The following is a 24,951-nucleotide window of genomic DNA, read 5'->3' on the forward strand; positions in this document are numbered from 1 at the left end:
GCCTGGTGCAGAGTTGTTGGATGGGAAGTATCATAATAAAAATAGCTACTTGAATTAGTGATTCAATCCTAAGGGCGCAAATATTTGCGCCCTTTTTTATTTTATATCATTTGCTTACCTGAGTTATATTGTAGTGATAACACTGTGTCGGAGGTTAAATATTGTATTGTTAATTTAATTTTAATAATTTTTATTCTTGCAATAAGCCGTTGAGATAAAAAATAGGGTTCACTATATTTAACAATATGAATGGTTTTTTATCTTGCAAGTAAAGTAATCATTATTCCTGCTGCGACTATTGCTCCGATTGCCCCAGCGATATTTGGACCCATTGCATGCATAAGCAAAAAATTACCAGGATTTTCTTCCTGCCCTACTCTTTGAGAAATCCTTGCTGCCATTGGTACGGCAGATACTCCAGCGGATCCAATGAGGGGATTGACCTTGCCCTTCGTGAAATAATACAAAAGTTTAGCAAAGAGTAAGCCTCCTATCGTACTTGTAACAAAAGCAATGATTCCAAGACCAATAATAATAAGAGTTCCCTTTGTTAAAAATTTATCTGCCTGCATTGTGGACCCGATAGTAGTTGCAATAAGAATTACGAGAACATCCATAAATTGATTGCTAACTGTTTTTGCAAGCCTATCAGTAACTCCACTTTCTCTGAGAAGATTACCCAACATAAACATTCCAATTAACAAAGAAGCTTCCGGGATAATTATGGAAACTATGAGCGATATAAAAATAGGAAAAAGAATTTTTTCAACTTTGGAAACAGGGCGTAACTGTTCCATTACAACGCTTCTTTCTTTTTTTGTAGTGAGCAATCGCATAATCGGGGGTTGAATGATTGGAATAAGCGCCATATACATATATGCTGCGACAGCAATTGGGCCTAGCAGGTGAGGAGCAAGTTTAATTGCGGTATATATTGTTGCTGGCCCAGTAGCTCCTCCAATGATTCCTATTGCTCCTGCTTCCATGAGGCTAAAATTTGACATGCTTGCGATAAAAAATGTGATAAAAATTCCAATTTGTGCCGAAGCCCCTATCAATAAAGTTATTGGATTTGCAATCAAAGGACCAAAATCTGTAAGAGCGCCGACACCTAAAAATATTAAAACTGGTATAATTTCCGTTTGTATTAAATAAGTGTATATTAATTCAAAGAATCCTCCTTTTTCAAGTAAAGCAGCACCTAAGGGAAGGTTTGATAATATGCAGCCAAACCCAATTGGAAGGAGAAGAAGTGGCTCTGCCTTTTTAAAAATTGCAAGGTAGATTAGGAATAATCCTATCCCAATCATTAGTAATTCTCCCCAGGTAATACTGTAAAATCCATTTTGTCTAAATAAGTTTATGACAAGACTTTGCATATTTTTCCCCTATCTTTCTAATTCAATCAATTTTTGGCCCGTTATAACATAATCACCTGAATTCATAAAAATTTCTTTAATCTTTCCATTTTCTGGTGCAAAAATTTCATTTTCCATTTTCATTGCCTCTATTACAAGTAGTAAGCCTCCTTGTTTTACTGCGTCTCCTTTTTTAACATTCACGGAGAGTACTTTTCCTGGAAGTGGCGCTGCTACGATACTTGCTCCACTTTTGGAAACATCTTTTGTTTTTATCGATATTGGTTCTGTTTTAATTGTATTAGCAGGAGTATCAGTAATTTCTTTTTCATAGGGTTTTTTTGCTTGAGTTTCGGCAACTTTAGGTTTTTCAATTTTGCTATCTTCTTTATTTATTTGAGTAACAACTCGTTGTGGTCCAATTTCACTAATTTCGACTTCAAATGTTTCTCCATCTACTGTAACTTTAAATTTTTTACCCATTTTTCCACCTCTTTATCTTTAATTTTTCATATGATTTATTTTTGGAGAATTTTCTTTTAGTCAACCTTACTTTGTAGGTTTGATTTAAATATTGATATAGTGCTGCACTTATTGCTGCAATTTTTCTCTTATCTATTTCACTCTTTATCCCCTTCAGTGGGACAGATACAAACTGTGCCGGTTCTTTTTCTTTTCTGTAAAATATGAATGTAAATAAAATGAGTAAACCATATAGTACTCCAAGCACAACAAACACCCCTATTTGTCCCATGATACTAAATAAAACTATTTCACTAATTAGATCAATTTTCATGTCTAACTTGTCTCTTATTAAAGAGGAATATTCCCATGTTTTTTCTGGACAGGCTCTTCGCTTTTTGTTCTCAGGAATTCAAGTGCCTTGCCAATTACAGCTCTTGTGTCTTTCGGATCTATTATATCGTCAACATATCCTCTTTCAGCTGCTTTAAATGGATTTGCAAATTGGTCTCTATATTCTTTAATTTTCTCCTCTCTTACCGCTTCCGGGTTTTCAGCATTTTTAATTTCTTTTCTAAATATTATATTAGCGGCACCTTCAGCTCCCATTACTGCTATTTCTGCCTGTGGATAGGCAAAAACCATATCTGCTCCGAGATGCCTTGCACACATGGCTATGTATGCACCTCCAAATGCTTTACGCATTATGACTGTAACCTTTGGGACGGTGGCTTCAGAGAATGCATACAAAACTTTTGCACCGTGTCGTATTACACCTCGATGTTCTTGATCTGTTCCCGGTAAAAACCCTGGGGTATCCACAAATGTTACAAACGGAATGTTGAAAGCATCGCAGAATCTTACAAATCGTGCAATTTTATCTGAAGCATTAATATCAAGGACGCCTGCCATATATTCGGCTTGGTTGGCCACTATTCCTATTGCTCTGCCACCAATACGTGCAAAGCCTATTACTACGTTTTTTGCAAATAATGATTGAACTTCCAAAAAATCTCCATTATCTACAACTTTTTTGATTACATCTCTAACATCATAGCTTTTTGATGGATCAATTGGGACTATATTTCTGAGTTCTAATTCTTCTCTTTCAACAGGGTCACCGGTATCTATAATCTTAGGCTCTTGCAAATAATTATCAGGCAGGAATGACAAAAGTTTCTTGAGTGTTTCTATTGCATCTTTATCATCTTTTGCAAGGAAGTGTGCTACTCCACTTTTTGTATTGTGCACTAATCCGCCACCAAGTTCTTCATGGCCTACTTGTTCTCCTGTTACTGATTTTACGACTTCCGGGCCTGTAATATAGGTAGTAGCCTTTTCTGTCATTATGATAAAATCCATGATTGCTGGTGAATATACTGCACCACCAGCTGTTGGGCCCATCATAATTGTAATTTGTGGAATTACACCAGATGTTTTTGTATTTCTTCTGAATATTTCTCCGTATCCGTACAAAGAATCTATGCCTTCTTGTATTCTTGCACCGCCTGAATCATTCATACCTATGATTGGTATACCTAATTTCATGGCAAGATCCTGCATTTTTGTGGTTTTAAGAGCATACATTTCTCCAAGCGATCCTCCGACTACAGTAAAATCCTGAGCAAATAGTGCAATTCTTCGTCCATTTACATACCCTGTGCCAGTCACAATACCATCTGCGGGTATACTTTTTTTGTCTAAACCAAAGTAGGTAGAACGCGTTTTGACAAAAAGATCAAATTCTTGGAAAGTACCTGAATCAACTAATAACTCAATTCTTTCTCTTGCTGTAAGTTTTCCTCTTGCGTGTTGTTTTTCTGTCGCCTTTTCTCCCCCACCCTTTTTTAGAGCGGCTTTTTTTTCTTCCAAGTTAATAATTAATCCGTTTTTCTTCATTTTAGTCTCCTTTATTGTTAAGAGTTATAAAAGATTTTATAATATACTATTAATATAATTTGAGTCAAGTAAAAATTATGCGAAAACTCAGAAATTTAACACAGTCCCTTGAACAATTTTTTTTTGTTCCACTCGCCGTTTCTAGAATGAGTTCCCCTAAGTCAGTAACTCCCAATACTTTCCCGTAAGTAACGCTTTCGCTTTTTACAGTAATGTTTTTGTTCATAAAAATTAGATGGTCTTCATATTCATTTCTAAACGTGGCAAATCCATTTTTGTTGAATACTGGAAGAAGTTTTTCTTCTTCTTCTTTTATTCCTTCAAATATTTTTGTCTTGTTTATATTTTCCAATTCTTTTAAACTAATTGCATACTTCTTGGCTTCAGCAGGAATATCATTCTCAGCATTTATTCCTATACCTACAAATGCAATATTGCGTGATGTTTTTGTAAGTATTCCTGCAATTTTCTTGTTATTTAGATATAGATCATTTGGCCATTTTACTTTAATTTCCGGGTCATATTTTTTAAGAACTCGCAGAATAGGTATCGACATAAAAAGGGATAAACCTAAAATTCTTTCAGTGTAAAACACTTCCGTGAACCATAATCCTCCCTCTGGAGAAAGCCATTTCCTACTTCTCTGTCCATGCCCGGATGTTTGTGATTCAGCTAAAACGATAAATGGTGGTTCCAGTATTGAGAGCAATTGTTTTGCAGCAGTCATCGTGCTGCCGACTTTTTTTAAATAAATAACAGTTTTAAACATCAGAGCGTTACAATAAATACAAATATGATTTTGCTCTAAACTTTATTTGTTTGACTCTGATTTTTAAATTCATTACTATCATATTATTACCTTCTTTTTTGGAGGTTATTCCTTCATTTTTTATAGAATATAGTCTCTTTAATACAAAAAATAATAGCAACCTTAAAGATTTTGTCAAATAGAAACAGCTAAATTCAAATGTGTTTCTTGTCTTAAGACGCTATAATTGAACAAACTTTTTGAGGTCTAGCGCGGTCGTAATGGAATGTCAATGTATTATATTTTCGATAGTCGCTTGAATTGTACTGCTTTGACTAAATTGTCAAATTCTGTATTATATCAATATGATTACAGTGGCAATTATTATAACAAGTGATACAAGAAGCACGGGAATAAAAAGGGAAGAAACGGTTCCTATATTAAGCAAGTTTTTTGCAAGTCAGGGTTGGGAGCTTGTAGATGCTTGTGTAATTCCTGACGAATATGAAAAAATCAAGGATAAGATAGTTTATTATGCAGATCAGCTGGGGGTAGATTTAATTTTAACGAGTGGAGGAACTGGTTTTTCAAAAAGAGATGTTACTCCAGAGGCGACTAGAGCTGTTATCGAAAAAGAGACTCCAGGATTTTCAGAAATAATTAGATTGGAATCTTTCAAACCAACAAAAAAAGCTATTTTATCAAGAGCTATAGCAGGAATTCGGGGCACTACCCTCATAATAAATCTTCCGGGGAATCCACAGGGTGCAATAGATTCATTAAATATCATTAAAGAAGCTATCCCCCATGGTATAGATATTATCAAAGGAAAAGGCGAACCACATACTAAACACGAATAAGTATGTTGATAGCAAAAAGAGGCAACAATATGAGCTATAGTCCCATTTGTTTTAATTCAAAAGGATGTCATAAAGAGTATGAATGTAGCGTAAAAAATTTGATTAGATATAGATATCTCTTTTAGATTTAAGAATCTTTGCAAGAAATGCTGCGCCAATTGCGCCTGCATCATTTTTTAGCACAGAGCGCACGATTTTAATGTCTTTAAGAGATGATGGCATGGCATAATTTTTTGTCTCCCTTATTGTGTTTCTCAAAATGAGTCCGGACTCAACTACTCCGCCTCCAAATATGATTATTTCCGGGTTTAATATGTTTATGATATTTCCGCATATTTTTCCTAGATAATGTGAAGCTTGGTCATAAGCTTGAAGAGCCAGCTTATCCCCACGTTTTGCAAATTGCGCTATCTTTTTTGCTGTAATTTTGCAGTCTATCATTTCTGTTTTTTTTCCTTTTGTTATCTCGCTAGTTACGTACCGCTCAATTCCTTTTCCTGAAGCAACTGTTTCCAGGCAGCCTCTTTTCCCGCAGTTACATAGAAGACCATTTTCTTGAACAGTTAAGTGGCCTATTTCGCCTGCAAGTCCTTTTTTCCCGGTATAAATTCTACCGGCAATTAGAATTGCACCTCCGATACCAGTGCCCACAGAAACAAAGACTACATTTTGCTTATTTTGTGCTGCTCCTATACAAGCTTCTCCTAAAAGTGCAGTGTTGACGTCGTTTTCAAGAAAGGCGGGGACACTTATTTTTTTTGAAAGGTGCTCGATAATAGGAAAATCTTTTATTTTTCCAATATTTGGAAGGAAGGTAATTTGCCCCGATGTGTGATTAACCATTCCTGCCAGCCCAATACCTATTGCAGAAGGAAGAATTGAAGTCTTTTGCTCTATTTTTGTTACACCTGTAAGGATTTTTCGAACAATGTCATCTCCTGAAGCTATTTTTCCTGTTAAGATTCTCCTTTTATAAAATATTTCATTATTCTTTAGTAGGACAAAATTGATTTTAGTCCCGCCAAAATCAATACCAAGAAAAGATTTTGTTTTCATACTGTTAGTGTATTGAGTATTAGTGAATAGTCAATAATTTATAGTTACCAATATGATACTTTATTTGATAAAACTTTAATTCAAATTTATTTAGATTGCGAAAAACGTTTTTTAGTAAAATGTCTTATAAGTAGCGGTACCTTTGAGATTACTCTATTTGGCGTTTAAAGCATGATCAGGCAATTTTGCTTTTGCATTACTGTGTCATATTTTCAATTGCTCTTCTTTGCCTGTTCAGAGAGGTGTGCATATATAGAGGTAGTTTTTGGATTCTTATGGCCCAATAACTTTTGCATCGTTAAAATATCCGCTTTGTTTTGCATGAGAAGGACCGCAAATGTATGTCTAAGCGTATGTGGTGAAGTTTTTTTATCTATTCCTGCATTTTTGGCTCTTCTCTTGATAATGGCATATATCTCTATCTTGCTTAATCGTGTGCCTCTGTTTGATATAAACAGTGCATTACTATGTGTATGCACTTCTCTCCACTGCATATATGACTGTAGCGTGTTTTTCAGCGCTTTGTCTATTGGAATCTCTCGCTTGTTTTTACCTTTTTCTGCTATGTTCATTCTGCCAGATTTGAGGTTTACATCGTTTATATCCAGATTATAAAGCTCAGATGGTTTTATTCCTGTAAAAAGAAGCATGTCGATAATAGCTTTATCTCTAATTTTTTTGCAAGCATTTCTTAGTTTCATAACCTCATTGTTAGAAAGGTAGACAGGAACTTTTTTTGGTTGTTGTAGGGAAGAAGGAATGTCAAAATTTATGTTGTGTTCTTTTGTAATCCATTTACCAAAGGCTTTTAAAACATATACAATTTGTGCTTTTGAATTTTTGTTCCACCGCTCTTTCTCTATAAACTTATAAACAGAATCTTTGTTAGGAATATTAAAATCTTTCAAGAATTCTCGAAGTATCCATTCTCTATTTTGTATCGTGTGGTATGAATAACCTTTCTTGGAAATATGAGAAAGGTAACCCCTAATAAAGCTCTCTTTATTTTTTATGAATTTTTTTGAATCTAATTTCATTTCTTTTTTATCCATATCAGATACCTATTATTTATAATACGCAATTTGAGTAAATTTTAAAAAAGAATTGACTTATGCAAAATTATGGTTATAATTGTTACTATATTTATGCATAGGAGGCGAAATGTTAAAAGCGATCAATGCAACAGAGGGAAAAAAGAAATTTCTCGAGCTTCTGGATAGTTGTAAAGAACAACCCTTTCTCATTATACGAAAAGGGAAACCAACTGCAGTCTTGATGGATAGCGGGCTGTACGAATCAATTATGGAAACGATTAAATTTTATGCATATCCTGAAATTGCTAAAGAAATTAAAGAATGGAAGAAAAGATAAATCTTCTAACCGAGAACTCAATAATTACCTTTAAAAATGACGGAATTATACTTTCTTCCTACGGAAAGGAGCTATCTTATTTTAAATATGCGGATATCCAAACGCCATATTTTTCACTAATTATCCTCGCAGGGAGAGAGAGAAATTTAAAGAGAGTAAAAAAAATTATCACAACCTATTCTGCACTTTCCGTGATTAGAGAGGTAATTATTGTTGGAAATAAAAGTCAGTCAACTGATGTAATTGCAGAGCTGTCAAATGTAAAATTTACAAAAAATGAAAAACCAAATGACCCTATTTCTGTGTCAGTAAAAAAAGGAATTTGCCTCTTAAGTAATCATTCTGAATTTAACGTTATTGTCTTTGCAAATAGAAAAATTCTATCTGAAAAAAAAATGAATAAATTTATGCACATAGTGCATTCACAAAATATAGGTGTTGCAGTACTAGTTGAAAAAGGAAAAAGAACGCATCCTATTATCTTTAGTACAAAGGCACTTCAAAAGATAAGGAAAGTACGAAAAGAACAGGGTATACGATATTTCATAAAAAAATTTTCTAGGGAGGTAGCGTTATGAAAAAATTGGCAATGATTATGATGGCAATATTATTTATCTTTACAGCAGGATGTAAAACTTCGGTCGAAACACTTAATATTGCGGTGGAATTAAACGACCATGCTGCATCTGCATATATTGCAAAGGATAGGGACGATTTTAACAAGTATGGTATTGAGGTAGATTTATTTGAACAGTATGATACAGGGATGGCTCTTGCTGCGGCTCTTGCTAGAGGAGATATCAATGTCGGATATATTTGCGTTATTCCCGCTATTATTTCATACTCGCGTGGAGTTCCAATAAAAATTGTTTCTCTTACACACCAATACGGCTATGAACTTGTATCAAAGCAAGGAATAAAGAGCGTACAAGAGCTCGATGGAAAAAAAGTTGCATGCCCTAAAGAAGGAAGCAGTGCAAACTTTGTTATGAAACTTGTGGAAGAACAATATGATATAAAATTTAATGTACTGGGGACAAAGCCTCTTGTTGCAATGTCTGCTTTGAGTAATGGTTCTGTAGATGCTGTGTTTATTCCCGAGCATTATGCTTCAATACTTGTTTCACAAGGATTCAAAATACTTCTTCGCGCTCAAGATGTTTTTCCTGAGATGCCCGGAAGTTGTATTGTTGTAAAAAATGATATCATCGAAACAAAACCTGTAGTTGTAAAAGAACTTGTAAAATTGAATATCGCAGAAACAAACTTTATCAATAAAAATCAGAACGAAGCAGCAAAGATTCTTTCTGGATACCTCAATACTGATGAGATTATTATTGAAAACTCTATGAAGAATATTGCTTATACAAATAGTTTAAATGTAGCAAATATTCAGTTTGTGATAGACAAACTTGCTGACTGGGGTTATATTGACAAACGATTTAACGCAGAGGATGCTATATGGGCAGGAAATTAAATAGTTTACTGCCCATTGCTCTTTTTTTGCTTATATGGGAGCTTGTAGGAAGGCTTCCGGCTGTTCCTACATACCTTTTTCCGCCGTTTAGTAGTGTTATTGTTAAACTCTTCACGGTCAAAGGTTTATTGCTTGAAAATATCTTTTTTACTCTATTCCGGGTTGCACTAGGGTTTGTTATTGGCACAGTAAGTGGTATTACAATTGGCTTATTTGCCGGCATTAACGAAAAGGTAAATCAATTTATGACTCCGATTGTTTCGATTATATACCCTATCCCATCTATTGGTTGGATACCCGTGCTTATGATATGGTTTGGCATATCAAACAGTGTGCCAATTATTGCTATTTTTATTTGTTCCTTTTTTCCTATCTTTCTTAACACAGTAAGAGGCGTAAAGGATATTGATCAAAGTATAATTTATGCGGCAAAAACAATGGGAACTTCAAAAACTTGTCTTATAAGAAAAATTATTCTACCGCTTGCTCTGCCGAATATTTTTACAGGATTAAAGCTTGAAAGTGGAATGGCTATAAGAACGGGAGTTGTTGCGGAAATGCTAGCAATACCGTCTGGTTTAGGATATCTCCTGATGAAAGGAGAATCTTTAATTGATACACAACTTATATTTGTTGTTCTTATTGCAATGGGTATTATCTCTTTTGTTACCGATTATATAATACGAAAGGTAGAGGTAAAACTTCTCACATGGAAGGCTTAAAGATAAAGTCAGTTTCAGTAGGTATTCTTAAAAATATTTCATTTATTCTTGAAAAGGGCAAAGTCGGCGTTTTACTTGGGTCCAATGGTGCTGGCAAAACTACGCTTCTCAATGCAATAAGTGGTATAATACCCGTGAAAAATGGACATATCTACCTCAACGGCAAGGAAATTACACCTGTACCAATCGAAGAAAGAGATATAAGCTATATATTTCAAAATCTGGCATTGTTTCCACATCTTACAGTCTACGAAAATATTGCGTTTCCTCTACACATTAAGAAGGAAGAAAATATCGACAAGAAGGTGTTAAAGATTTTAAAAAAAGTAGATATTCTTGCGCTCAAAGATAGATATCCATTAAGACTCAGCGGGGGTGAAAAACAAAAGGTGGCAATTGCTAGGGCCCTTGTAACAAATCCTGAATTACTTTTATTAGATGAACCATTTGCAAGTCTTGATTTTGAAATGAGAAAATTTATAAGAGCTGAATTTTTAAAAGTAATCAAGGAATTTTCACTGACAACTCTTATTGTAACACATGATCCGTATGAAGCAGAAGAACTGGGAAACAATATAATAAAAATAAGACAGGGCAAACTTGTTCACACTGGTAATGACGTAAACAGGATTAAAGTGAGGTCGCTTAAAAAAGTAACAAAGGATATTGCTCTTGCTGAATTTGATAATTTTTCTCTCATTGTGCCGTTCAGTTCAGAGAAGAGCGATGATTATTACGTAGAATTTTTGGAAGAGGATCTTTACATTTCTTCATTGAAACCACCAATTCCAACGCTCAATACTCTGCGAGGAAAAATTATTTCTCATAAGGAAAGCGCAGAAAGGGTGCATGTGAAAATAGACATAAATGAGACAATAATTAAAGGAAATATACCATGGTATATGTGGCATGAGATAGATAAAGATGATGTCTATGTAATTATTAAATATAGAGGCACAAAATTGAAAGGAGTGAATAATGGCGGTTTATGATATATTAACAATGGAATTTGAAAGAATAGCTAAAGAAAATAATTTGCTGAACGAGAGTGTCGTAATAAAAGCTGCTCCCCTTACTGCTGAAGAGGCAATAGGGGATCCTACAGATAAGGATTATCCTATAATAAAAGGTCAAGAAAAATTAATGGAAGCCCATTTTAGAGGCGCAAGAGGGCAAGCATTTACAGACTTTTATGGCAATTTTACAGGAACGATTCAAGATGTATTAGATCTTGATCTACGTACAAATTATCAAAGAGCGATATTCGTTTCTACACTTAATGCAATATTGGATTACCTGAAACTGACAGATAAAACAATACATTGTAAAAATGACGAACCACGAGAGTGTGCCGAAAATGCTGTGGATTTTATAAAAAGAAAATTTGGCAATCCAAAAATTTTTCTTATTGGCTATCAACCTCGTTTTGCAGAAACTTTTTCAAAACATTTCCACTTGAGAATTGTTGATTTAGATAACGAAATGGTTGGAAAGAAGGTAAACGGAGTGCTGATCGAAGTTGAAGAGAGCACCAGTAGAAATATTGAATGGGCTGATCTCCTCTGGATAACCGGGACAACTGTTGTAAATAATACAATTGAGCAATTTTTAAATGTAAAAAAGGATAAAGTATTTTACGGGACAACAATAGCAGGCGCTGCTTATATCCTTAACCTCAAAAGATTTTGTTCATTAGCAAAATAAATTCATAATTTTTTCACAATTTGGTATATAATGAATAATATGGGAAAAATTAAATTTTTTGATGGTACCGACACAATTGGCGGCACAAAAATACTGTTAGAGATTTCTAAGAAGAGGTTTTTCCTCGATTTTGGTTTGAATTATAATAGGCGAGGGATGTTTTTTGAGGAGTATCTGAATCCCCGTCCTGCAAATGGAATGGGGGATCTTTACTTTTTAGGACTTCTTCCTTCCATAAAGGGAATATATAGAAAGGATCTTCTACAATTCATTCAACGAGAAGGTATTAAAGAGTTAGGCGATGGCAGTGAGCCTCCATTTGTGGACGGTGTATTTCTTAGCCATGTTCATTTTGACCATTCTGGGTACATTACATTTCTTCGTGAAGATATTCCAATTTACACATCAAAAATTACCATTTCTTTATTAAAGGCAATTGAAGATACATCTAATACACAGTTTGAAACATCCATTTTTAAGTTTATACGGCGTCCTGCAACCGGAAGCCATAAAGACCCACTTTATTATGGCACACATAAAGCCAATGCTATTTACGGAGAGGAAAAAATTAATGGAGTTAATGTTACAGCGTGTCCCGTTGATCATTCTGTTCCTGGTGCAATGGGTTTCATTATTAAGAGTGAGGAGAAAACCATTGTTTATACAGGTGATTTGAGGCTTCATGGCAAAACACGAGCTGACACGGAACAATTTGTTAGACAAGCAAGAGAAGCACATCCCGATATATTAATTATCGAGGGCACAAATTTACGCGCTTATAATGATGATGAAACGCGAGAATTCTGGACTGAACAACGCGTTTTTGAAGAAGCACAAAAAGAGATTCATAATAGAAAAAAACTTGTTATTGTGGATTTTCCTTTCAAGAATATTTATCGGTTCCTCACTTTTTATGAACTTGCCAAATCAAGTGGGCGGAAGTTTGTTATTTCTTTAAAAGATGCTTATTTTATGGATGCAATGAAAAATGTTGGTATGCCTGTTCCTTCTCTTTCTGATCCGAATATTTATCTTTACCTTGAAAAAAAAAGAAGTGGGACTTACGACAAAAAAGATTATTCAAGCAGTTGGATGAAAAATATATTAGGAAAAGTAGATGCAAGCCGGATTATAACAGCAAAAGAAATTAGGGCAAATGAAAATAATTTTATGCTTATATTGCGTTATTTTAATTTTCAACAACTTGTTGATATACGTCCGACAAACGGCAGTATTTATATTCATTCGGCATCTGAGGCGCACTCGGAAGAACAGGAAATTGATGAACAGAGGATGGACAACTGGCTTAAGTATTTTAATCTTTACCCACGAATTCATATTCACGCATCAGGTCACGCGAAAAAGGATGATTTATTTAATATAGTATCAGAAATTAATCCAAAGACGATTATTCCCGTTCACACTGAACATGCAGAAGAATACGAAGAACAGTTTGGGAATAAAGTAAAAATCGTTAAAAACGGAGATACAATAAAGTTTTAGGGAGGTAGAAAATATGGAAGAAATGAGGAGAAGAAACTGGGTTATAGCGCTCATTATAGGTATTATTATCGGAAGCATTGTTGGCGGCATTTTTGGAACCTACCTTGTGTTTCAGAATCCGACAATCTTTCCATGGGCACAGGTTAGTACAACAAATGACCAACAAAAAGAATATATTTTAAGCAGTAATGAAGCCCCATCAATTGAGAATGCTATTGTAAACGTGGTTACTGTAGTTTCTCCGTCAGTGGTGAGAATTGTGTCTACGAAGGAAGTAATTGATTTTTTCTTTTTGCAGACTACCCCACAACAGGGACTTGGATCTGGTGTTATTATAGAGTCAGATGGTCTTATATTAACCAACTACCATGTTATAGAGGATGCTGATAAGATTGAGGTAACATTAAGCAGTGGAAAAATATATAAAGGGACAGTGATTGGAGCAGATCCTATTAGCGATGTTGCATTAGTACAGATTGATGAGAAAAATTTACCTACAGCAAAACTTAGCGATTCAGCAAAGCTTAAAGTAGGACAGTTCGTTGTAGCAATTGGTAATCCATATGGGTTAGATCATACCGTAACTACAGGAGTGATAAGTGCTCTTGAAAGAAATATTAATATTGGCAGGCAAACAATGTATGGCATCATTCAAACTGATGCTGCAATTAATCCCGGAAACAGTGGTGGGCCACTAGTAAATCTTGAAGGTGAAGTTGTCGGCATTAATACGCTGATATATAGCCAGGCACAAGGTCTTGGATTTGCAGTATCAACTGATACTTGCAAGAAAGTTATTGATAACATTAAAAAAACCGGCAAAATGGAGTGGCCATACATTGGGATAGAGCTTACTACAATGACTGAAGAACTTGCTAACAACGCTAATCTTAAATATGCTCCGGGGATTGTCGTGATTAGAGTAATGCCAGGTAGTCCAGCAGAAAATGCAGGAATTAAGCAAGGAGATATTATTGTATCAATTGATGGTGTCTCTGTTGATACAACTGATGAGTTTCTAAAAATTGTACGTTCACGCAATGCAGGAGATAGCATCATGCTGGAGGTAAAGAGAAAAAATATCAGCGAAGTGATAAAATTAGAGCTCACTCTTTCTGTACAACCACCATTTGCAGAATGAAGTAGTAGTTAATTGTTTGTAAAAAGGTAAGCACTTCCAAAAAATTTTTAAAAGAGCCCTTCTCGCTTTTTAATATACAGTTTTCGTAAAAGATTTGCAGGAAGCACTCCTGCAAATTGACCCTTTTTGTCTACAACAGCTAAAACATCTGTTTTAAGTTTCTCCATTTGGTGAAGAGCAGTTAAAAGTGAGTCCGATTCTGGGATAGAAAAATCTTTTACTGTAACAAATTCATCAATTTTTTTGTTATCATCGACACTTAATATATCAATAGTATGCAAGATTCCAACTGGATGTTCTTCGCCATTTAGAATAGGAATTTTTGCAATTCCTTTCTCTGAGATTATTTTCTTTGCCTGCTTTATATTGTCGCTCAAATATAGATATTCTGCGTCTTTTATCATTGCGTTTTTTACTTTAACTGTCGAAAGAACATTAATCTCATGGCCGCTATGTACATGTATTCCACGTCGCATTAGTGGTTCTGAGTACATTGTTTTTTTATAAAGAAAAGCAACGATAAATCTGCTAGTGATAACGCACAGCATTAATGGAAGGATAATTTCATAGGATCTTGTTAGTTCGTACGCCATCACAATAGCCGTAATTACTGCACCGGTAGTTCCTGCAACAACTGCTGCCATGCCTATCAGTGCATAAGCAGCGGGTGGGGCAGTAATGGAAGGGAAAATATTATTAACAATAATTCCAAATGCAGCGCCTCCTGCCGTTCCAATGAAAAGGGACGAAGCAAAAATTCCTCCGGATCCTCCGGATCCAAGCGTAAATGATGTCGCAATAATTTTTGCAAAAATAAGTGCAAGCAAAATAATGAGTGGAATATTTTCCTGCGTAAGAACACTTGTAATAAATGAATAACCAACGCCGAAAAGATAGTAGTGTCCCGTCCATTTCATAAAAAACAGACTTAAGATACCTACGATTAGTCCTCCGATGGCAGGCTTAAAATACTTGTTAATTCTTAATCGTTCGAACCATATTTCAAGTTTTGAGAGAGTGTTAGTGAAGATAATGGCTATAAAGCCGCAGAGTATTCCTAAAATTATATACAGAGGAAATTCCCATGAGGAAGCTAAGGTATAGCCTGGCACAATAAATGCTGGCTCAGTCCCTAAAAAGACTCTTGCAATGTTTGTTGCCACTATTGACGAAATTGCAAGGGGAATAAAGGTTTCAGTACTAAACTCTGGCAGTATTAATTCAATTGTAAATAGTATGCCTGCAATAGGGGCATTAAAGGTAGCAGCTATACCTCCGCCTGCACCGGCTCCTACAAGAATAATTATATCTCTTGGTTTAAGATGGAATAATTGGCCCAGTGTAGAGCCAAAGCTTGCTCCAATTTGAACAATAGGGCCTTCTCTACCAGCAGAACCTCCGGAACCTATGCCTATTGCGGTTGCTAGGATTTTTATCAAAGAAACAATAGGTCTTATTTTACCTTCTCTCATAATTACTGCTTCCATAACTTCAGGAACACCATGTCCTTTTACTTCTGGCGAAAACCGCTGTATAAGATACCCGACAATTATCCCACCAATTACCGGTATTATTATTACGTAATTTCCAAACCGGGAAACAAAATGCAAATTAGAATCATAAGCTAGTGACAAAGTTCCATTAAAGAACAAATTATGAAAGAACGCAATAAGAGTTCTAAATACAACTGCACCCAGACCAGATATTATCCCTACAAGTGCAGAATAAAAAGATATCTTAATAAAATGTTTTGTTTTCTTTTCCTTTGCTCGCATAAAAATTTTTTCCATTTTATTTATTCCTATTGAAGGGTACAAAAAATATTGAAAAGCTAAAGGAGTTCAATTTGGGCTCCTTTAGCTTTTTGGTTAAGATTATATTGAAGCCCCGGAATCTACTTCACTGTCTAATCCCAACTTAAATAAACACATCTTAGTGGGTATTCCATTCTTTGACCATCCTCTTACGAGGTAATATTCATCAAGCATGTCTTGAAGTTCCTTTTCTGTCACATAGTTTCCTTTAGATATTCCGTTTTTAATTGGTTCGTGCGTGACACGGTAAGGAAGAGAATCGTCATTTCGAGTTAGCCCTTCTCTAACGTTAATAAGTTTTTCGAGATTATAAATCCTTTCGCCGATCGTCATTAATTGGTTTACATCATAATCAATTCCAGTTACAGCCTTTAATCCATCCAGCGTGCCTTCAAGCCAGAAAAGACCGCGAGAAAATTTACACATGCCAAGCGTATCATAAACAGACATAAAATCTTCTCCTGTTTTTACTTCATATCCCTTCCATTCTGTCGAGAGTCTATCAACATTAGTTAATTTCCAGAAACTTCCCGTTAGCTCAGGGACATAAATACCACCGGTAAGGTGACAGGCACCTCTCACAGATACAGCTATTGCAAGCGCCATTCCTTTCAGTCCTCTAACATCGTATCCAGGAGGTTCCAACCCTTTGATTTCAAGAGCGAACTTTTCAGAACCTTTCCCCAATTTTTTTGTTGCCCTTTTTACTCCATCTCCGAGTAATTCTCCGAGTTTCCCCTCTTTTGAGACCAGCTTTTCCATTGCCTGAATAGCTGCGTCTTCATTGCCAAAATATAAATCAATGCCGTCCGTATCGTTTTTTGTGAGAATGCCTTTTTCGAATGCTTCCATTGCCCAACCTAATGTAACGCCTGCAGATATACCGTCTATTCCGGCCCTATCACATATTTCATTGAGTTTTGCGGTAACTTCTATTCTATCTATTCCTAATTCACTGCCTAGAGCATAGAGTAACTCATATTCTATTCCTTCGACGCGTGTGCCTGCATATTTACCTTCTTTAATCACAAAGAATCTGCCACATGGCTTCGTGCAATTTGGACATGGATGAAGTTTTTCGGTATATTTTGGGGACCAGTAGTAAGGGTCGAGAGGCGATTTCTCATTTTTATGTTTTTCGAAGCTTTCTTCAAAGATGCTTTCTTGCCAGTTTTTTACAGGAAAGACACCTCGTTCTTTATTAACCCATTCGTAGAACTCTCCCGAGCCATATGCCATATCCAGTTTTTGTGTTTCCGAGCCGTTGATTTTTTTATTCCAGTTTGCAATTGCTGTTTTAAGTAAATCTTTATCTGCACAGCCCACATTACCAGTTCCTTTTACTGCAATTGCTTTGAGTAATTTACTTCCCATCACTGCACCGCCACCGGCTCGCGCTGATTGCCTTTCCTCAAAATCAATACCTGCAAGGAGTGAAAGTTTTTCTCCGGCAGGCCCTATTGCCCCGGTTCTAAAATCTTTGCCAAGTTTTTCTCTTAGAAAAATTTGTGTTTCTATCGCATCTTTGCCCCATAAATCAGCTGCATCCCTTATTTCTACATTTCCATCTTCTATACAAAGATATACAGGTCTGTTGCTTTTTCCTTTAATCATCATTCCGTCAAATCCGGCTTTTTTAAGTGCAATGCCAAGATAGGCTCCGGCAACACTTCTTCCGAATGCATTGGTTGCCGGTGACTTAAATGTAATTGTAGTTTTTGATGCAGTTGAAAGTCCGGTGCCTACTAGCAACCCTGGAACAATAATGAGTGGATTTTCTGGAGATAGCGGATCTGTTCCAGGCGCAAGATAATCATAGAGTAATCTTGATGCAATTCCTAAACCACCCAAATACTTTGTGTAAATTTCTTCTGAAAGCAGTATAGTTGTACTTTTTCCATTGGTTAAGTCAACGAAGAGTATTTTTCCTGTGATTCCTTTCATTGGTACCTCCTATTTTTCTATAAATTTTTTCAAAAGTTTTACAGTATTTTCGACATCGGCCATATCAAGTGTTTCACCGGGAGTATGAATATACCGAGTGGAGATGGATACTGCGGCGGATTCTACTCCGGTTTTTGTAATTTGTATCGCAGCGGCATCTGTCGAGCCGTCAGTAATAACTTCTAATTGATAAGGTATCTTATTTTTCTTTGCTGTGTCAATTAACAGCGTCCTTATTCTTTTTGAAGCAATCATTCCTGCGTCCATAATTTTTATAGTAGGGCCTTTTCCAAGAGCAAGTGAAATTGCTGGACTTTCAGGTGTATCCCCCGCGTCTGTTACATCCAAAGCAATTCCTATATCCGGAGTGATACCGTAAGAAGATACTTTTGCTCCTTTTATTCCAATTTCTTCCTGCACTGTGAATACCGCATAGAGGTCATATTTAATCTTTTTACGCCGCAAATTTTTTAAAAGTTGTATTGCCACAGCACACCCGATTCTATCATCCAGTGCAGGTGCAGTTAGTCTTGTGCCGTTTTTATAAAAAGAAGGTTTGTATATGCCCTCTGTTCCTATTTGCACAAGTTTTTTTGCGGATGTTCGATCAGTTGCTCCGATGTCAACATAGAATTTCTCTAATTTATGGTCCTTCGATTCCCATGGAGATTCTTTATCTTCATAATAAACAAAACCTTCTACTCCTTCTTCAAAAAGAATTTTTTGGCCAACAAGAAGAGATTTATGTAGCCCCCCTATGGAGCCAACTCTGAGGAATCCGTTTTTATCGATATTTGTGACCATAACACCAATCTGATCCATATGCGCTGCAAGCATAAGTGATTCGTTAGGCCCTTTAATATGGCCAACCAGGTTGCCAAAGTTGTCTTCATATACTTCATCGACTTCTTTTGAAATTTCTTCTTTAATAATTTCTTTTACGCTGTTTTCTTTTGAGGACGGGCCAAAAGCATAGACTAGTTTTTTAATTAAATTTTCCATAAATGCCTCCTTTAAAACTTTTTGAGAAATTTATTCAACAGCTTTACTGTGCTTATATAGTCTTTTTTAAAGAACAGAGAGACGGGAGAATGAAGATAGCGTACTGGTACTGCCACAGTTAAAACTTTGACGCCTTTTCTTGTGGTTTGTATTCTGTACGAATCAGTACCCCCTGCAATAACTTGTTTGAATTGATATGGAATTTTATTTTGTTTTGCAGTTGAGATAAGTTTATTACGCAATTCATTATCGGTAATTACACCTCTGTCTTTTACCGTGATAACAGGGCCGTGGCCCAATTTACTGCATTTCAAATGATCCGGTACTTCTGGTAAATCAGCAGAAATGGTTCCTTCAATAGTTATTGAAATATCGGGAGTATATTGGTGGGCTCCTACAGCTGCTCCTCTTAGACCTATTTCTTCCTGTGTCGAAAAAAGTGCAATGATAGGAACATTGTAGTTTTGTTTAAGAAGATCGACAATAATGGCACACCCAAGCCTGTCATCAAAGGCCTTTCCAATGAATTTACTATCGGTAATTTCTTCAAATTTGGTATCAAACGCTACAAAACTACCTCTTGGTGCTATACTTTCTGCTTCTTCCATATCTTTTGCGCCTATATCTATATAGAGTTCGGTAGATTTTATGCTCTTTTCCCGTTCATCTACTTCTTGTAAATGAATAGCCTTTGCCCCAATAACGCCTCTAATTTCTTTTTCTCCGATAAGTACTCTTTTTCCTAGCAGCACTCGATCATCTATTCCACCTACTTTTTTAAATTGAAGAAATCCATTTTTACTAATGTGATCAATGATTAATCCTACCTCGTCTATATGGGCATTCAACATTATTTTTGGTCCTTTTTTTTTCATTCCTTTCAGGGCAATAAGATTCCCTAATGGATCAGTCGCTACCTTTTCAACATATTCCTTTATTTCGCCTCTCAGTATTTCTCTGACTTTTATTTCATCTCCTGAAATACCAGGGGTATTGCTTAGTTTTTCGACAAGTTTAATGCTCTCCATAAAGTGCCTCCAAAAATAGCTCGTCAATTTCCTCGATAAATAATGAAAGTAGATTCACTGTTTTGTCTACATCTGTCGGATCAATTACTTCAATTGGAGTATGCATATAACGTAAAGGAATACCTATGATTCCTACAGGTATGCCTCTTCCAACAAGTTGAATTTCTGTAGCATCAGTACCGCTAAGGATGCCTATCTCTTGTTGCAAGGAAATGTTAAATTTATCTGCAACAGCAAAAAGTTTTTTGTTAATTATTTGATTAGCAGAAGGACCTATGAAAATAACCGGTCCTTTACCCATTTTGCACGTTTTTCTCTCGGATTCATTGGGGGAGGATCCAAAAGTTGCATCAATTGCAATAGCAAAATTTGGTTTCAACGCATAAGTAGAAGTAATTGCGCCCAGTCCTGTAATCTCCTCTTGCGATGAAAAGTGCCCTATAATGTCAATCAAAGGCAATTTTCTCTTTAAACTCTTTAGAACTTCTATAATAGTATAAACACCAACTCTGTCATCAAGAGATTTATTTGAAATGAGCTTGTTAAGAGAACTAAATCCAGGTATAAATGTAATACTACTCCCGATTGGTATCAATTTTTCAGCGCTTTCCCTGTCTATACCGCAATCGACAAAAATCTTGTCGATTGGAACAGCTTTTTTAGTCTTTTCTTCTGATTCAAGATGATATGGTTTTAGACCAATAACTCCTTTGAATTCTTGCTCTCCATGAACGCATACGATGGATCCTGGCAATACTTTTAAATCAATACTCTTTGTATGAACACGAAGGAATCCTTCTTTAGTTATTCCTGTTACAAATAGGGCTACTTCGTCTAAATGTGCATCAAGCATAAGGCTGTACTTGCCCGGGTTGCCCCTTTTTAATGCATAAATCGATCCATTTTTGAGGGTTTTAATTTCATCGACATAATTCGATAATTCTTTAGTTACTAAGGAATGCAATGCTGATTCCTCTGATGTTGCGGCATGTGCATTAGTTAATTCTTCAATTAATTTTCGATTCATAGCACCTCCCATAATTTGATTGAAAATCATCCTGTGCTTGAAATTGACGAGACGGTTGATGCTTATAGCAAGAAGTATATTTTTGGCTTAATATTATATAATTTTTGCGATTTATCCTTAATATAATTTTAAATATCGTGTCCTTGTTAAGTATAGAAGAAACAGAGATATTTGTTATCATATTTTATGAAGCAAGAATTTTATTGTTAACTTGCTGTCGTTTATTTTATCCATTTCGTATCCTTTTTTGTCATTTTCTTATTTTAACAAAAGAGAGCAAAAAATTCAAATTTATAAAGCTCTTACAGGGTCAGCTTTTGTAAAATAGAATAATTACGAGAATAAACAAATCTGCAAAGAGTGTTGCTTAACTTAATCAAACATTTTATTTTTGTAATTTTGTGCAAAGCAGCAATTATTGCGTATTTGAATTTTCAGAAAAAAAGTTCTAATTCTCTTTTGGCATCTTGCTTCGAGGAAGCCGCATGTACTATATTTTCAGTAAGGTAAGGAGAGAAGTCACCTCGTATTGAACCTGCTTTTCTTTTTTCAGGATAAGTCTCTCCTACAACAATCCTGCAGTTCATTACTGCTTCTTCTCCTTGCATTTTCATTAATACTACCGGCTCAGAAATTGTATACTCAATAAGTATGTCAAAAAAATCTTTTCCTTTATGCATTTCATATAGCTTTTCTGCTTTATCTTGGTCAAGGTGTTCTATTTTAATGTCGACAATTGTCATCAATTTCTCTTCTAATCGCTTAATGACTTCACCTATTAATTTTCGCCTAACTCCATCTGGTTTAACCATCACAAATGTTTCTTCTATCATTATTCCTCTCCAAGTTCATCCAAGTAGATTTCTTTTTCTTCGGGATTATATCCGATAAGTTCAGCGTACCGGCCTAAATTTATAGCCGTTTTTAGCATATTTTTTGCTTCTGCCTCTCTCATTTCTTGCTGTAGTACAACAAGAAAATCATTTTTATCGATGGTTTTATCGGGGATACTCAGAAGCAACTTAATAAGTTTTTTAAATATAGGAAGCCTTTTTAAGCTTTTTTTGAACATAAGCTTTCTTTCATTCTCATCTCCCTTTAAAAGTGATTTACCCAAATTAGTTAGAATTAAATCTCCTTCTTCAATTTTAACAAATTTCAAAAGTTCTGAAGCCTTTATAATTGGGAGAAGGTCATCAATTTCAAGATTTAAATCAGATGCCATTGCATATACATCTGTCCTTCCACCCTCTTCGGCTAAATAATCAAGCATTCCAAATATTTCTCCTACATCTACAGCAGGTAACGGTGATACATCATCCATAAGTGTTTCCCTGTCGGGTTTCACCTCCTTTTTATATTTTATATATTATAACCTTTAGTGACAACAGTTGAATATAGTTTATCATAAAGTTTTATGAATTCAACACTATCGCGGTCTCTTGGCCGTGGTAGTGTAACCGGCACATCACTGATGATTTTACCGGGGTGGGTAGAGAGTACAATGACTCTGTCAGTCAGATAGATAGCTTCTTCGATATTATGTGTCACCATAAGGATGGATTTTAAAGAAAGCTCCCCGGAACCCCATAGCCTCAATATCTCCTCTCTCAAGTTTTGGGCAGTAAATGCATCCAGTGCAGAAAATGGTTCATCCATAAGAAGAAGTTCCGGTTCCATTACCAATGCTCTTGCAATACCTACTCTTTGTTTCATTCCGCCAGAAAGTTCTCTTGGGTATGCTTCTTCAAAACCTTCCAGTCCCACAAGGTCGATGTATTTAAAAGCTTTTCGTAACCGCTCCTTCAGAGGAAATTCCCTTGCTTCTAATCCAAGCGTTATGTTTTCCGTAACATCTAACCAGGGAAGCAATCCAAAAGTCTGAAAAATAATGCTTACATTGGCATTAATCTCTTTTACCGATTTCTCCTTAAAAAGTACCTTCCCGGAGCTTGGGGCTACCAACCCGGCAATAATTCTAAGGAGCGTACTTTTTCCACAACCGGAAGGACCTACAAGTGCAACAAATTCTCCATTGTTGACAACAAAATTAATATCATCAAGAACTACTAATTCTTTATTTTTGAGTGGAAAGATCTGTTTGATTTTTTTTAGCTCTAACAGTGCCATTATGCCTCCATGGTGAATCTCTCAGAAATTTTAGCATAAAGTGGTCGATAAACAAAATGATTAATTGAAAAGATTGCGAAAACCATAATTAGGAGGGCAACAATAAATATTCCTTTTTTGTCTTCGTTTAATGAAGTATTGAGAATACTGCCAATACCAGGGACGGAATATATTTTTCCTTGAAGACTAATGTACTCGGCAATAATTAAAGCATTCCATCCCCCACCCCATGCTGTAATCGTTCCGGTCATAAGAGAAGGCAGTGATGCAGGAAAGAGTAACCTTTTAAATTTCAGAAATCTTGTTGGTTTAAATGAATCTACAACTTCTTTGACATCACTCGGAATTGCTTTCAACCCACCGAATATATTAAACAATAGATACCATTGCATGCCAGTGAGAATAAGGATGATCGCTGTAATATTCAAGCCGTTAGGAATTCGAATAAAATAATAAAGAAACAGTGGAAATATTGCTACTGCGGGAATTGAGGCAAATATTTGGATGAAAGGAGAGATAATTTTAGCACCACGAGGGTGATAGAACATAGTAATTGCCACTGGAAGAGTCCAGATAAGTGATATGAGATATGCGATTAGAAGGCGAGTAAAAGAGAATAAAAGCCCCTTAAAAGTTGCAACAAGATCAAGAAAGGTAATTTCGTTTATGATGCTGGGAATGCCCTTAGCAAGAAGATAAACCAAGTAACTTACTGCTGCAATAATTCCGATTAGCATTATTTTAGAAAACACGACATTGCATTTATGAACAATTCTGTTTTGTGTGATTCTTAAAATATGTGAAAAATTATTTTCTATTTTTCCAGTAAGTGGTTTTAGTTTGCAAAGGATATTGCCTATAATTTTCCAAAAGGCTTTGACAATTTCCAGTACTTCACTTTTTTCTTCTTCTTCTCCGGGCGATAAATCATATCGGAATCGGCGTGACCACTGCGAAAGCGGTTTCCAGATAAAAAGGTCAACAAAAATAATTATTAACACAAGAACAAGGATGCCAAGCAGTGTTAACGAAATTTTTGACTGAGTTGCAGTTTCCATAATGAAACTCCCAAGTCCTGGGAGCCGATACGAGGCTCTCCCTACTGCAAATATTTCACATGCAACGAGAAAGTACCAGCCATTTGTCCAGCTCATCATACTGTTATAAACAAGCTTTGGAATAATTGCGGGGAAGAGAAGTCTTCGTGTTCGCAACCGTCCTTGTGGATCAAAAAAATTGTAAGATTCTGCAATGTTTCTTGGTATAGTTGAGAGACTTTCATAAATGCCAAACGCAATGTTCCATACTTGAGAAGTGAAAATTAAAAAAATTGCGGCAATTTCTATTCCAATGAATTTGCTTGGAATTACAGCAATAAAAAAGAAAATAGCTGCGGGGAAGAAAGCAAGTATTGGTACAGACTGAAAGATATCCAGGATTGGTAGCATAATCCTGGCTCGTCTTTCACTTGTCGCAGCGGCAAAACCGTACAATACCGAAAACAGGAGCGCAAGTAAGTATGCACAGGTCATTCGAAATAACGAACGCAAAGCATACGAAGGAAGGTGCTTAACAGAGAGAGTAGAAATAAAATCAGTGACAGAAATTTCTTTTCTATAAAATATATATGCAAGGGCAATAAGAGCGATGAGAAGGAATAGTTCTAAAAAGATGTTTTCAGTTTTTGCTTTTTCTGTGCTCATAG

At 35.7% G+C, this 24,951-nt stretch carries 25 protein-coding genes; 9 read left to right on the forward strand and 16 right to left on the reverse strand.

Going from position 1 to position 24,951, the window contains the following annotated elements:
* Window positions 1–257: 257 nt before the first annotated feature.
* The 5 genes from U9Q18_00500 to U9Q18_00520 form a co-directional block, all read right to left on the reverse strand.
* Window positions 258–1,379, reverse strand: a complete 1,122-nt coding sequence (locus tag U9Q18_00500; protein ID MEA3312839.1) for a sodium ion-translocating decarboxylase subunit beta — start codon at window positions 1,377–1,379, stop codon at window positions 258–260.
* Between the two features lie 9 nt (window positions 1,380–1,388).
* A complete protein-coding gene (locus tag U9Q18_00505; GenBank protein ID MEA3312840.1) occupies window positions 1,389–1,841 on the reverse strand; it encodes a biotin/lipoyl-containing protein in 453 nt (150 codons plus the stop codon).
* Window positions 1,834–2,154 (reverse strand): OadG family protein, encoded by a 321-nt coding sequence (locus tag U9Q18_00510; GenBank protein MEA3312841.1) that lies wholly within the window; start codon window positions 2,152–2,154, stop codon window positions 1,834–1,836. The genes U9Q18_00505 and U9Q18_00510 overlap by 8 nt, the downstream gene beginning before the upstream one ends.
* Before the next feature lie 17 nt (window positions 2,155–2,171).
* Window positions 2,172–3,719, reverse strand: a complete 1,548-nt coding sequence (locus tag U9Q18_00515; protein ID MEA3312842.1) for a carboxyl transferase domain-containing protein — start codon at window positions 3,717–3,719, stop codon at window positions 2,172–2,174.
* Between the two features lie 64 nt (window positions 3,720–3,783).
* Window positions 3,784–4,488 carry a biotin--[acetyl-CoA-carboxylase] ligase gene (locus tag U9Q18_00520; protein MEA3312843.1) on the reverse strand — a complete coding sequence of 235 codons (705 nt, stop codon included), beginning with the start codon at window positions 4,486–4,488 and terminating at the stop codon, window positions 3,784–3,786.
* Window positions 4,489–4,832: 344 nt separating this feature from the next.
* On the opposite strand from U9Q18_00520, the gene U9Q18_00525 reads away from it, so the two are divergent.
* On the forward strand, window positions 4,833–5,327 hold the full coding sequence (locus U9Q18_00525) for a MogA/MoaB family molybdenum cofactor biosynthesis protein (protein MEA3312844.1): 495 nt from the start codon (window positions 4,833–4,835) through the stop codon (window positions 5,325–5,327).
* Between the two features lie 102 nt (window positions 5,328–5,429).
* Here the strand turns inward: U9Q18_00525 and U9Q18_00530 are convergent, their stop codons facing one another.
* Together U9Q18_00530 and U9Q18_00535 are read right to left on the reverse strand one after the other, a co-directional pair.
* Window positions 5,430–6,383 carry an ROK family protein gene (locus U9Q18_00530; protein ID MEA3312845.1) on the reverse strand — a complete coding sequence of 318 codons (954 nt, stop codon included), beginning with the start codon at window positions 6,381–6,383 and terminating at the stop codon, window positions 5,430–5,432.
* 212 nt (window positions 6,384–6,595) lie between these two features.
* Complete coding sequence (locus U9Q18_00535) at window positions 6,596–7,435, reverse strand: tyrosine-type recombinase/integrase (protein MEA3312846.1); 840 nt, start codon at window positions 7,433–7,435, stop codon at window positions 6,596–6,598.
* Window positions 7,436–7,544: 109 nt separating this feature from the next.
* Here U9Q18_00535 and U9Q18_00540 point away from each other — a divergent pair, with 109 nt between their 5' ends.
* From U9Q18_00540 to U9Q18_00575, 8 genes are read left to right on the forward strand one after another with little or no spacing between them, the layout of a single operon-like run.
* Window positions 7,545–7,754 carry a type II toxin-antitoxin system Phd/YefM family antitoxin gene (locus U9Q18_00540; protein ID MEA3312847.1) on the forward strand — a complete coding sequence of 70 codons (210 nt, stop codon included), beginning with the start codon at window positions 7,545–7,547 and terminating at the stop codon, window positions 7,752–7,754.
* Window positions 7,739–8,332 (forward strand): NTP transferase domain-containing protein, encoded by a 594-nt coding sequence (locus U9Q18_00545; protein ID MEA3312848.1) that lies wholly within the window; start codon window positions 7,739–7,741, stop codon window positions 8,330–8,332. Before U9Q18_00540 ends, U9Q18_00545 begins: the two co-directional genes overlap by 16 nt.
* Entirely contained in the window at window positions 8,329–9,231 is a 903-nt protein-coding gene (locus tag U9Q18_00550; GenBank protein ID MEA3312849.1) for an ABC transporter substrate-binding protein, read from the forward strand. The genes U9Q18_00545 and U9Q18_00550 overlap by 4 nt, the downstream gene beginning before the upstream one ends.
* The gene (locus U9Q18_00555; protein MEA3312850.1) at window positions 9,216–9,953 is read left to right on the forward strand and encodes an ABC transporter permease; all 738 of its coding nucleotides are present in this window, start codon (window positions 9,216–9,218) and stop codon (window positions 9,951–9,953) included. Before U9Q18_00550 ends, U9Q18_00555 begins: the two co-directional genes overlap by 16 nt.
* Window positions 9,941–10,945, forward strand: a complete 1,005-nt coding sequence (locus U9Q18_00560) for an ABC transporter ATP-binding protein (GenBank protein MEA3312851.1) — start codon at window positions 9,941–9,943, stop codon at window positions 10,943–10,945. The genes U9Q18_00555 and U9Q18_00560 overlap by 13 nt, the downstream gene beginning before the upstream one ends.
* On the forward strand, window positions 10,932–11,657 hold the full coding sequence (locus tag U9Q18_00565; GenBank protein MEA3312852.1) for a DUF364 domain-containing protein: 726 nt from the start codon (window positions 10,932–10,934) through the stop codon (window positions 11,655–11,657). The genes U9Q18_00560 and U9Q18_00565 overlap by 14 nt, the downstream gene beginning before the upstream one ends.
* A 39-nt stretch (window positions 11,658–11,696) precedes the next feature.
* Window positions 11,697–13,160 (forward strand): MBL fold metallo-hydrolase, encoded by a 1,464-nt coding sequence (locus tag U9Q18_00570; GenBank protein ID MEA3312853.1) that lies wholly within the window; start codon window positions 11,697–11,699, stop codon window positions 13,158–13,160.
* Window positions 13,161–13,173: 13 nt separating this feature from the next.
* The gene (locus tag U9Q18_00575; GenBank protein ID MEA3312854.1) at window positions 13,174–14,301 is read left to right on the forward strand and encodes a trypsin-like peptidase domain-containing protein; all 1,128 of its coding nucleotides are present in this window, start codon (window positions 13,174–13,176) and stop codon (window positions 14,299–14,301) included.
* A gap of 47 nt (window positions 14,302–14,348) precedes the next feature.
* On the opposite strand, the gene U9Q18_00580 is transcribed toward U9Q18_00575, so the two are convergent.
* From U9Q18_00580 to U9Q18_00620, 9 genes are all read right to left on the reverse strand, one after another.
* Complete coding sequence (locus tag U9Q18_00580) at window positions 14,349–16,091, reverse strand: chloride channel protein (protein ID MEA3312855.1); 1,743 nt, start codon at window positions 16,089–16,091, stop codon at window positions 14,349–14,351.
* Between the two features lie 84 nt (window positions 16,092–16,175).
* Window positions 16,176–18,059: an aldehyde ferredoxin oxidoreductase family protein gene (locus U9Q18_00585; GenBank protein MEA3312856.1), complete on the reverse strand. Its 1,884-nt coding sequence runs from the start codon at window positions 18,057–18,059 to the stop codon at window positions 16,176–16,178.
* Between the two features lie 9 nt (window positions 18,060–18,068).
* Window positions 18,069–19,061 carry a M20/M25/M40 family metallo-hydrolase gene (locus U9Q18_00590; protein MEA3312857.1) on the reverse strand — a complete coding sequence of 331 codons (993 nt, stop codon included), beginning with the start codon at window positions 19,059–19,061 and terminating at the stop codon, window positions 18,069–18,071.
* A gap of 11 nt (window positions 19,062–19,072) precedes the next feature.
* Window positions 19,073–20,089: a M42 family metallopeptidase gene (locus tag U9Q18_00595; GenBank protein MEA3312858.1), complete on the reverse strand. Its 1,017-nt coding sequence runs from the start codon at window positions 20,087–20,089 to the stop codon at window positions 19,073–19,075.
* Window positions 20,076–21,116, reverse strand: a complete 1,041-nt coding sequence (locus U9Q18_00600) for a hypothetical protein (GenBank protein MEA3312859.1) — start codon at window positions 21,114–21,116, stop codon at window positions 20,076–20,078. Before U9Q18_00600 ends, U9Q18_00595 begins: the two co-directional genes overlap by 14 nt.
* Before the next feature lie 434 nt (window positions 21,117–21,550).
* Window positions 21,551–21,949: a nucleoside-diphosphate kinase gene (locus U9Q18_00605; GenBank protein ID MEA3312860.1), complete on the reverse strand. Its 399-nt coding sequence runs from the start codon at window positions 21,947–21,949 to the stop codon at window positions 21,551–21,553.
* Window positions 21,949–22,440 carry an AAA-associated domain-containing protein gene (locus tag U9Q18_00610; GenBank protein ID MEA3312861.1) on the reverse strand — a complete coding sequence of 164 codons (492 nt, stop codon included), beginning with the start codon at window positions 22,438–22,440 and terminating at the stop codon, window positions 21,949–21,951. The genes U9Q18_00605 and U9Q18_00610 overlap by 1 nt, the downstream gene beginning before the upstream one ends.
* Window positions 22,441–22,478: 38 nt before the next feature.
* Window positions 22,479–23,246 (reverse strand): ABC transporter ATP-binding protein, encoded by a 768-nt coding sequence (locus U9Q18_00615; protein MEA3312862.1) that lies wholly within the window; start codon window positions 23,244–23,246, stop codon window positions 22,479–22,481.
* Window positions 23,246–24,949, reverse strand: coding sequence for an ABC transporter permease subunit (locus tag U9Q18_00620; protein ID MEA3312863.1), 1,704 nt, complete (start codon window positions 24,947–24,949; stop codon window positions 23,246–23,248). Before U9Q18_00620 ends, U9Q18_00615 begins: the two co-directional genes overlap by 1 nt.
* Between the last annotated feature and the right edge of the window lie 2 nt (window positions 24,950–24,951).

Source organism: Caldisericota bacterium (genome assembly GCA_034717215.1).
Taxonomy (GTDB): Bacteria; Caldisericota; Caldisericia; order Caldisericales; family Caldisericaceae; genus UBA646.

Coding starts and splice junctions, on each gene's coding strand:
- U9Q18_00500 (MEA3312839.1), bottom strand. CDS start 1,379: ATGCAAAGTCTTGTCATAAACTTATTTAGACAAAATGGATTTTACAGT.
- U9Q18_00505 (MEA3312840.1), bottom strand. CDS start 1,841: ATGGGTAAAAAATTTAAAGTTACAGTAGATGGAGAAACATTTGAAGTC.
- U9Q18_00510 (MEA3312841.1), bottom strand. CDS start 2,154: ATGAAAATTGATCTAATTAGTGAAATAGTTTTATTTAGTATCATGGGA.
- U9Q18_00515 (MEA3312842.1), bottom strand. CDS start 3,719: ATGAAGAAAAACGGATTAATTATTAACTTGGAAGAAAAAAAAGCCGCT.
- U9Q18_00520 (MEA3312843.1), bottom strand. CDS start 4,488: ATGTTTAAAACTGTTATTTATTTAAAAAAAGTCGGCAGCACGATGACT.
- U9Q18_00525 (MEA3312844.1), top strand. CDS start 4,833: ATGATTACAGTGGCAATTATTATAACAAGTGATACAAGAAGCACGGGA.
- U9Q18_00530 (MEA3312845.1), bottom strand. CDS start 6,383: ATGAAAACAAAATCTTTTCTTGGTATTGATTTTGGCGGGACTAAAATC.
- U9Q18_00535 (MEA3312846.1), bottom strand. CDS start 7,435: ATGGATAAAAAAGAAATGAAATTAGATTCAAAAAAATTCATAAAAAAT.
- U9Q18_00540 (MEA3312847.1), top strand. CDS start 7,545: ATGTTAAAAGCGATCAATGCAACAGAGGGAAAAAAGAAATTTCTCGAG.
- U9Q18_00545 (MEA3312848.1), top strand. CDS start 7,739: ATGGAAGAAAAGATAAATCTTCTAACCGAGAACTCAATAATTACCTTT.
- U9Q18_00550 (MEA3312849.1), top strand. CDS start 8,329: ATGAAAAAATTGGCAATGATTATGATGGCAATATTATTTATCTTTACA.
- U9Q18_00555 (MEA3312850.1), top strand. CDS start 9,216: ATGGGCAGGAAATTAAATAGTTTACTGCCCATTGCTCTTTTTTTGCTT.
- U9Q18_00560 (MEA3312851.1), top strand. CDS start 9,941: ATGGAAGGCTTAAAGATAAAGTCAGTTTCAGTAGGTATTCTTAAAAAT.
- U9Q18_00565 (MEA3312852.1), top strand. CDS start 10,932: ATGGCGGTTTATGATATATTAACAATGGAATTTGAAAGAATAGCTAAA.
- U9Q18_00570 (MEA3312853.1), top strand. CDS start 11,697: ATGGGAAAAATTAAATTTTTTGATGGTACCGACACAATTGGCGGCACA.
- U9Q18_00575 (MEA3312854.1), top strand. CDS start 13,174: ATGGAAGAAATGAGGAGAAGAAACTGGGTTATAGCGCTCATTATAGGT.
- U9Q18_00580 (MEA3312855.1), bottom strand. CDS start 16,091: ATGGAAAAAATTTTTATGCGAGCAAAGGAAAAGAAAACAAAACATTTT.
- U9Q18_00585 (MEA3312856.1), bottom strand. CDS start 18,059: ATGAAAGGAATCACAGGAAAAATACTCTTCGTTGACTTAACCAATGGA.
- U9Q18_00590 (MEA3312857.1), bottom strand. CDS start 19,061: ATGGAAAATTTAATTAAAAAACTAGTCTATGCTTTTGGCCCGTCCTCA.
- U9Q18_00595 (MEA3312858.1), bottom strand. CDS start 20,089: ATGGAGAGCATTAAACTTGTCGAAAAACTAAGCAATACCCCTGGTATT.
- U9Q18_00600 (MEA3312859.1), bottom strand. CDS start 21,116: ATGAATCGAAAATTAATTGAAGAATTAACTAATGCACATGCCGCAACA.
- U9Q18_00605 (MEA3312860.1), bottom strand. CDS start 21,949: ATGATAGAAGAAACATTTGTGATGGTTAAACCAGATGGAGTTAGGCGA.
- U9Q18_00610 (MEA3312861.1), bottom strand. CDS start 22,440: ATGGATGATGTATCACCGTTACCTGCTGTAGATGTAGGAGAAATATTT.
- U9Q18_00615 (MEA3312862.1), bottom strand. CDS start 23,246: ATGGCACTGTTAGAGCTAAAAAAAATCAAACAGATCTTTCCACTCAAA.
- U9Q18_00620 (MEA3312863.1), bottom strand. CDS start 24,949: ATGAGCACAGAAAAAGCAAAAACTGAAAACATCTTTTTAGAACTATTC.